This is a genomic window from Nocardioides sp. (assembly GCF_035481145.1).
Lineage (GTDB): Bacteria > Actinomycetota > Actinomycetes > Propionibacteriales > Nocardioidaceae > Nocardioides.
Window position 1 is genome coordinate 1 of sequence record NZ_DATIHB010000184.1, and the last position, 6,167, is coordinate 6,167.

General features: G+C 71.9%; 9 protein-coding genes. 4 read left to right on the plus strand and 5 right to left on the minus strand.

Annotation, left to right across the window (positions count from 1 at the left end):
- Both VLF38_RS14875 and VLF38_RS14880 read right to left on the minus strand, forming a co-directional pair.
- On the minus strand, positions 1-333 hold a 333-nt coding region (locus tag VLF38_RS14875), incomplete at its 3' end, for an NfeD family protein (RefSeq protein WP_325272018.1).
- 55 nt (positions 334-388) lie between these two features.
- Positions 389-1,186 carry an ABC transporter ATP-binding protein gene (locus VLF38_RS14880; protein ID WP_325272019.1) on the minus strand — a complete coding sequence of 266 codons (798 nt, stop codon included), beginning with the start codon at positions 1,184-1,186 and terminating at the stop codon, positions 389-391.
- Between the two features lie 47 nt (positions 1,187-1,233).
- On the opposite strand from VLF38_RS14880, the gene VLF38_RS14885 reads away from it, so the two are divergent.
- A complete protein-coding gene (locus tag VLF38_RS14885) occupies positions 1,234-1,911 on the plus strand; it encodes a hypothetical protein (RefSeq protein ID WP_325272020.1) in 678 nt (225 codons plus the stop codon).
- Positions 1,912-1,956: 45 nt separating this feature from the next.
- The gene (serB, locus tag VLF38_RS14890; protein WP_325272021.1) at positions 1,957-3,180 is read left to right on the plus strand and encodes a phosphoserine phosphatase SerB; all 1,224 of its coding nucleotides are present in this window, start codon (positions 1,957-1,959) and stop codon (positions 3,178-3,180) included.
- Between the two features lie 477 nt (positions 3,181-3,657).
- Here serB and VLF38_RS14895 read toward each other — a convergent pair whose 3' ends face one another.
- Positions 3,658-4,161 (minus strand): SixA phosphatase family protein, encoded by a 504-nt coding sequence (locus VLF38_RS14895; protein WP_325272022.1) that lies wholly within the window; start codon positions 4,159-4,161, stop codon positions 3,658-3,660.
- A 22-nt stretch (positions 4,162-4,183) separates the two neighbouring features.
- A complete protein-coding gene (locus VLF38_RS14900; protein WP_325272023.1) occupies positions 4,184-4,399 on the minus strand; it encodes a dodecin in 216 nt (71 codons plus the stop codon).
- Positions 4,400-4,495: 96 nt separating this feature from the next.
- Between VLF38_RS14900 and VLF38_RS14905 the strand changes: the two genes are divergently transcribed.
- Positions 4,496-4,765 (plus strand): DUF3099 domain-containing protein, encoded by a 270-nt coding sequence (locus VLF38_RS14905; protein ID WP_325272024.1) that lies wholly within the window; start codon positions 4,496-4,498, stop codon positions 4,763-4,765.
- 20 nt (positions 4,766-4,785) lie between these two features.
- Entirely contained in the window at positions 4,786-5,013 is a 228-nt protein-coding gene (locus VLF38_RS14910) for a hypothetical protein (protein WP_325272025.1), read from the plus strand.
- A 33-nt stretch (positions 5,014-5,046) separates the two neighbouring features.
- Here VLF38_RS14910 and moaA read toward each other — a convergent pair whose 3' ends face one another.
- On the minus strand, positions 5,047-6,042 hold the full coding sequence (moaA, locus tag VLF38_RS14915) for a GTP 3',8-cyclase MoaA (protein ID WP_325272026.1): 996 nt from the start codon (positions 6,040-6,042) through the stop codon (positions 5,047-5,049).
- Positions 6,043-6,167 lie beyond the last annotated feature (125 nt).

The following is a 6,167-nucleotide window of genomic DNA, read 5'->3' on the forward strand; positions in this document are numbered from 1 at the left end:
GAGCCGGACCGAGCCGGCCTCGAGGTCGGTGATGCGCGTCGTCACGACCGCCTGCATGCCGACGTAGCGGTCGATGCCCAGCGGCGTCGCCGGCGACCGGTGCAGTCGGCGGAGCAGCGCGGGCCGCACCAGCCAGAGGGCGGCCGCAGCGGCAACTCCCGCGATCACGATCTGCAGCACCCAGCCGGCGCCGGCGAGCGCGGCGACGACACCGACCAGCGCGCCTGCGGCAAGCATCAGCAGGACGAAGTCCATGCTGGCCATCTCCGCAGCCGCGAGCACGAACGCGACGGCCAACCAGGCCTCCCACGCGTGGTCCCGGATCCATTCCATGGCTGGAATCTAGCGGTAGAAGCCAACCAACGCGCGCCGCTACCCGGCCAGGACCTCAGCCGACGTGGCGGTGCGCGCGACGCGCCTGCCAGCGGCCGTCCTCGTGGCTCACATGGAGCGGCATCCCGAAGGTCGCCGACAGGACGCTGTCGGAGATCACCTCGGCGATGGGGCCGGCTGCCATGACCCGCCCCTCCTTCAGCACGAGCGCGTGCGTGAAGCCGGGCGGGATCTCCTCGACGTGGTGGCTGACCAGGACCGTGGCGGGCGACGACTCGTCGTACGCCAGCACCGCGAGGGTGGAGACGAGGTCCTCACGACCGCCCAGGTCGAGGCCGGCGCCGGGCTCGTCGAGCAGCAGGAGCTCGGGGTCGGTCATCAGCGCCCGCGCGATCTGCACCCGCTTGCGCTCGCCCTCGCTGAGAGTGCCGAAGGTGCGGTCCATGAACCCCTTGCAGCCCAGCTCGCTCAGCAGGGCGTCGGCCTGCGCGTGGTCCATCTCGTCGTACTCCTCGCGCCAGCGCCCGACCACGCCGTACGCCGCGGAGACGACGAGGTCGCGCACGGTCTCGTCCCGCGGGATCCGCTCGGCCAGGACCGCGCTGGTCAGGCCGATCCGGGGACGCAGGTCGAAGACGTCGACCGCACCGAGCACCTCACCGAGGATGCCGGCAACGCCCGACGTCGGGTGCATCTGTGCGGAGGCGACGGACATCAGCGTGGTCTTGCCGGCACCGTTGGGGCCGAGCACGACCCAGCGTTCGCCCTCGTTGACGGTCCAGTTCACGGAGTCCAGCAGCAGGGCGTTGCCCCGGCGGACGGTCACATCGGCGAACTCGATCACGGCGGACATGGGGACGACCCTATACAGCGTCCTGACACGGCCTACCCTTGCCCGTCGTGACCCTCTCCGACGCTGCGATCCTCTCCTGGTGGTGGAGTGCGTGGCGCCGCGGCGACGCCTCGCTCGACGATGCCGTCGACGCACTCGACGGCTTCCACCAGTTCGTCGGCCTGCCCGGTCACCGCGAGCCCGTCGGGCCCGTGTTCGCCTTTGCTGCACTGCGCGACCTCGGTGCGACCTCCGCCGGCCTGGCCCTCCCCGACGACGGCGACCCGCTCGGCCTCGGGGGCCCCGCGGCGTTCAACAGGGCCGCGCTCGAGGCGCGCGAGGGCGTCGTCCTCGCCGGGGCCGAAATGGGCCTGGTCCCCCACCGCGCCGGCCACGGCGTCACCTGGTCGCTCCTGCCCGCGCAACGCCGCCAGCTCCCCGACCTCGGTGAGGCCGACCGCGGGCTGCGCCTCACCCTCGCCCAGACCGCCCACCACTTCGATGGTCGCAACCTCGGCCACGACCATCCCGACCTCGCCGACGCGCTGCTCGACCTGCGCCGGCGCGACCCCCTCCCCGCCCCACCTGGTACGCCGGGTGCCTGCGTCGAGCTCGCCGCCCGCGGGCTCCAGGCCTTCACGATCTCCACCCTCGCGCCGCTGGAGGAGCTGCGAGCGCTCGCCGCGGCCGCGCGGCGAGCGCTCGTCGCCGCGTGCTCGCCCGAGGTCTGGCCGCCCGCCTCCTGATCGCAGCCACGCCCGGCCCCCGCGGAGCGATAACCTTCCGCCGTCATGACTGAAGCCAGCACCGCCCCCGCCGACACCCTGCTGATCACGCTCACGGGCGAGGACCGCCCCGGCGTGACCTCGAGCGTCTTCGAGACGCTCGCCGCCGCGGGTGTGGCGGTGATCGACCTCGAGCAGATCGTGCTCCGCGGCCGCCTGGTCCTCGGCGTACTCGTGACGGCGCCGCGCGACACGCGCAGGCTCCGGTCCACGCTCGAGTCGACCGCGGCAGGCCTCGGCATGCAGGTCTCGATCGAACGCGGCACGGGCGACAACGCCGCGCGGCCCGAGGGGCGCAGCCTGGTCACGCTCATCGGTGCGCCGCTGAAGGCAGCGGCCGTCGCCGGCATCGCGGGACGGATCGCCGACCTCGGCGCCAACATCGACCGGATGCAGCGGATGGCGCGCTACCCGGTCACCGCGATCGAGCTCCAGGTCTCCGGCGTCCCGACCGACGCCCTGCGCACCGAGCTGGTCAAGGAGTCCCGCAAGCGGGGTGTCGACGTCGCCGTCCAGGAGTCGTCGCTGCTCCGCCGCGGGGCCCGCCTGATCGTCATGGACGTCGACTCCACGCTCGTCCAGGGCGAGGTCATCGAGATGCTCGCCGCCCACGCCGGCTGCGAGGCAGAAGTGGCGCTGGTGACCGAGGCGGCCATGCGGGGCGAGCTCGACTTCGAGCAGTCGCTGCGCGAGCGCGTCGCGCTGCTCGCGGGGCTCGACGCGAGCGCGCTCGACAAGGTCTACGACGAGGTCCAGCTCAACCCGGGCGCCCGCACGATGGTCCGCACCCTCAAGCGGCTCGGCTATCGCTTCGCGATGGTCTCCGGCGGCTTCTCCGCGGTCACCGATCGGATCGCAGCGGATCTCGGTTTCGACTACGCGCGCGCCAACGACCTCGAGGTCGTCGATGGCAAGCTCACCGGCCGCGTCGTCGGCGCGGTGGTCGACCGGGCCGGCAAGGCGGCCGCCTTGCGCGAGTTCGCCGCCGAGCTCGGCATCGACGAGAAGTCCGTCATCGCCATCGGCGACGGCGCCAACGACCTCGACATGCTGAACGCCGCCGGGCTCGGCATCGCCTACAACGCCAAGCCGGTCGTGCAGGAGGCTGCCGACACCGCGGTCAACGTGCCGTACCTCGACACGATCATGTACCTCCTCGGCATCAGCCGTGAGGAGATCGTCGCGGCCGACGCAGCCGCGGGCTTCGTGACCCCCGAGCCGCTGGTCTGAATCGCGCGGCTCGATCACCGACCGAGACCCGCGCGCTCCGCGCTTGTACACGTCGCTCGATGGCTTTGGGTAGATCCAGGCAACGCGCGGAGGCGACTGCATCAGCGTGTCGTTGGTACGTGGCGTTCCGACCCGCGCTTGGCATGCCGCTGGGACGCCGAACGTCAACCAGACGCCCTCCATCACTCGCCGTACGCTCTGCGTTCCAGCGGCCGGGCCGCGGACTCGCGACAGCTCCAGCGGTCGAACATGGCCGAGATCCGTCCAGCCTGGCCTCGCAACGCCAGCTTTGATGCACGTGCACCAAAGTGGACGTCATGAGCGGGGCTCCGAGGGCGACTTTGGGACCTGTGCACGAACCTTGGCCCTGTCCGGGCCGAGCTGCCGATGCCGCGGTGCGGGTGCAAGAACCGATGGCTGTGTGGTGGCAGTTGCACCAACGCCGACAGTTCGCGGCAGGCGGCAGCGCCGCGCGGCTCAGCGACCCGGGCGGACCGCGGCCAGCCGGCCGTGTCCCTCGCCCAGCTCTGCCCACTCCGCGTCGAACTCGAGCACCGCGACCGAGGCCGGCGGGAAGCCGATCATCAGCGACTCGGTGAGCGACGGGTCGCCCGTGCCGTCGGAGAGCACCTGCGCCAGGAAGTGGATCGTCGGGTTGTGCCCGAGCACCAGCAACGTGCCGGCCTCGGGCGCCGCGAAGCGGATCAGGTCGAGCGCAGTGTCCGGCCCGGCGGCGTACAGGCCCTCGTCGTACGTCGGCGTCACGGGCCAGCCGGCCGCATCGGCGAGCGCGGCCCACGTCTCGCGCGTCCGCCGCGCGCCCGAGACGAGCGCCGCGTCAGGGACGACGGCCTGGTCGCGGAGCCAGCTGCCGAGGACGCCGGCCGCCTCGGTGCCGGCCGGCGTCAGGGAACGCTCGATGTCGGACGACGCCCAGGACTCCGCCTCGGCATGACGGACGAGCACCAGCCTGCGGGTCACGGCCACGCCCGTCACGGCTGGGTCACTCGTCGTCCTCGAGGCGGAAGCCGACCTTGAGGGAGACCTGGAAGTGGTCGACCTGGCCGTCGATGACGTGGCCACGGACCTGGGTGACCTCGAACCAGTCGACGTGGCGGAGGGTCTTGCTGGCGCGCTCGACGCCGTTGCGGATCGCCTGGTCGATGCCGTCGGGGGACGTGCCGACGAGCTCGGAGATGCGGTAGGTGCGGCTGGACATGGCGGCCTCCACAGGCTGTGTCGAAGTGAGCGAGACGACCCTGGTGGCCGTCGACCCGTCCAGCCTAGCGACGGTGGCCCGACGTACGCTGGGGGCATGTCGGAACCGGTCAGGATCACCTCGGCGCCGATCTCGCCGGCGGACGAGATGGCCGGCCGGATGCGCCGCTACCTGATCGCGATGACGATCCGCACGCTCTGCTTCATCGGCGCGGTGGTCTTCCGCGACTCGTGGGCGATGTGGGTGCTCCTGGCCGGAGCCGTCTTCCTGCCGTACGTCGCGGTGGTGCTCGCCAACGCCGTCAACCGTCGTGACGCCGCACCGCTGGCGACGGTGGTCGACCCGCAGCGCATGCTCGAGCGCTGAGCCGGGATACTGGAGCCCTCATGGACGAACGCGACGACGCCACCACCCTGACCTGCTCGGCGAAGGGCTGCGTCGACGACGCCGTCTGGGCGCTCCGCTGGAACAACCCGAAGATCCACACGCCCGACCGCCGCAAGGCGTGGCTCGCGTGCGAGGGCCACAAGGTGTCGTTGACCGACTTCCTCAGCGCGCGCAGCTTCCTGCGCGAGACCGAGGCGATCGCCGACTTCGTCCCCGAGGAGACCTGACCGGCAGCGTCGGGCGGACGAACCTCAGCCGCCTCAGCCGCCGATAGCGCTCATCGGCCGGTCGGGCTGGAGGAAGGTCGGGTCCTCGATGCCGTGCCCGGGCGCCTTGCCGAGCATCGCGGTGATCCAGCGACCCGCGATCTGGTCATCGGTGGCACCGGCGCGCATCGCGCCCAGGAGGTCGGACTCCTGGCGCGCGAAGAGGCAGTTGCGGACCTGGCCGTCGGCGGTGAGCCGCACCCGGTCGCAGTCGCCACAGAACGGACGGCTCACGCTCGCGATCACGCCCACCGTGCCGGGCCCGCCGTCGACGCTCCACAGCTCGGCCGGGGCACTCCCCCGCGGCTCACTCACCGGCGTCAGGTCGTACGCCGCGGCGAGACGCTCCAGGATCTCCTCCGCCGTCACCATCTGCTCACGCTGCCAGGCGTGCTGTGCGTCGAGCGGCATCTGCTCGATGAAGCGGAGCTCGTAGCCGCGCTCGAGGCACCAGCCGAGCAACTCCGCCGCTTGGTCGTCGTTGACGCCGCGCAGCAGCACCGCGTTGACCTTGATCGGACCGAGTCCGGCAGCCTGCGCCGCCTCCAGTCCGGCCACGACGTCCTTCAGCCGGTCGCGACGCGTGATCGTGGCGAACGTGTCGGCCCGAACCGTGTCGAGCGAGACGTTGATCCGGGCCAGGCCGGCGCGGGCCAGCGAGTCGGCGACGCGGGCCAGGCCGAGCGCGTTGGTGGTGAGGCTGACCTCGGGAGCGGGCGTCAGCGCAGCGGTGCGCCGAACGATGTCGACCAGGCCGCGGCGTACGAGCGGTTCACCGCCGGTGAAGCGGACCTCCCGGATGCCGAGCCGCTCCACGCCGATCCGGACCAGCCGGACCACCTCGTCGTCGGTGAGCAGCGTGTCGTCGGGAAGCCAGTCGAGCCCTTCGGCAGGCATGCAGTAGGAGCAGCGGAGGTTGCACCGATCGGTCAACGACACCCGGAGGTCCGTGGCGACGCGACCGTGCCGGTCAGCGAGGGCCAGGGTCATGTGTCCAAGGATACGGCCGCTACCCTCACCCGGTGCGCTCCCTGTCGTTCCTGATCAGTCGGCGATGGGTCGGCTTCGCCCTCGTCGTCGTGCTGCTCGGCTATCTGGCGTGGTGGCTGGGCGAG

Bases quoted from the DNA above. Each gene is read 5' to 3' on its own strand.
- VLF38_RS14880 (WP_325272019.1), bottom strand. From the start codon at position 1,186: ATGTCCGCCGTGATCGAGTTCGCCGATGTGACCGTCCGCCGGGGCAAC.
- serB (WP_325272021.1), top strand. From the start codon at position 1,957: ATGACTGAAGCCAGCACCGCCCCCGCCGACACCCTGCTGATCACGCTC.
- VLF38_RS14905 (WP_325272024.1), top strand. From the start codon at position 4,496: ATGTCGGAACCGGTCAGGATCACCTCGGCGCCGATCTCGCCGGCGGAC.
- moaA (WP_325272026.1), bottom strand. From the start codon at position 6,042: ATGACCCTGGCCCTCGCTGACCGGCACGGTCGCGTCGCCACGGACCTC.
- VLF38_RS14900 (WP_325272023.1), bottom strand. From the start codon at position 4,399: ATGTCCAGCCGCACCTACCGCATCTCCGAGCTCGTCGGCACGTCCCCC.
- VLF38_RS14910 (WP_325272025.1), top strand. From the start codon at position 4,786: ATGGACGAACGCGACGACGCCACCACCCTGACCTGCTCGGCGAAGGGC.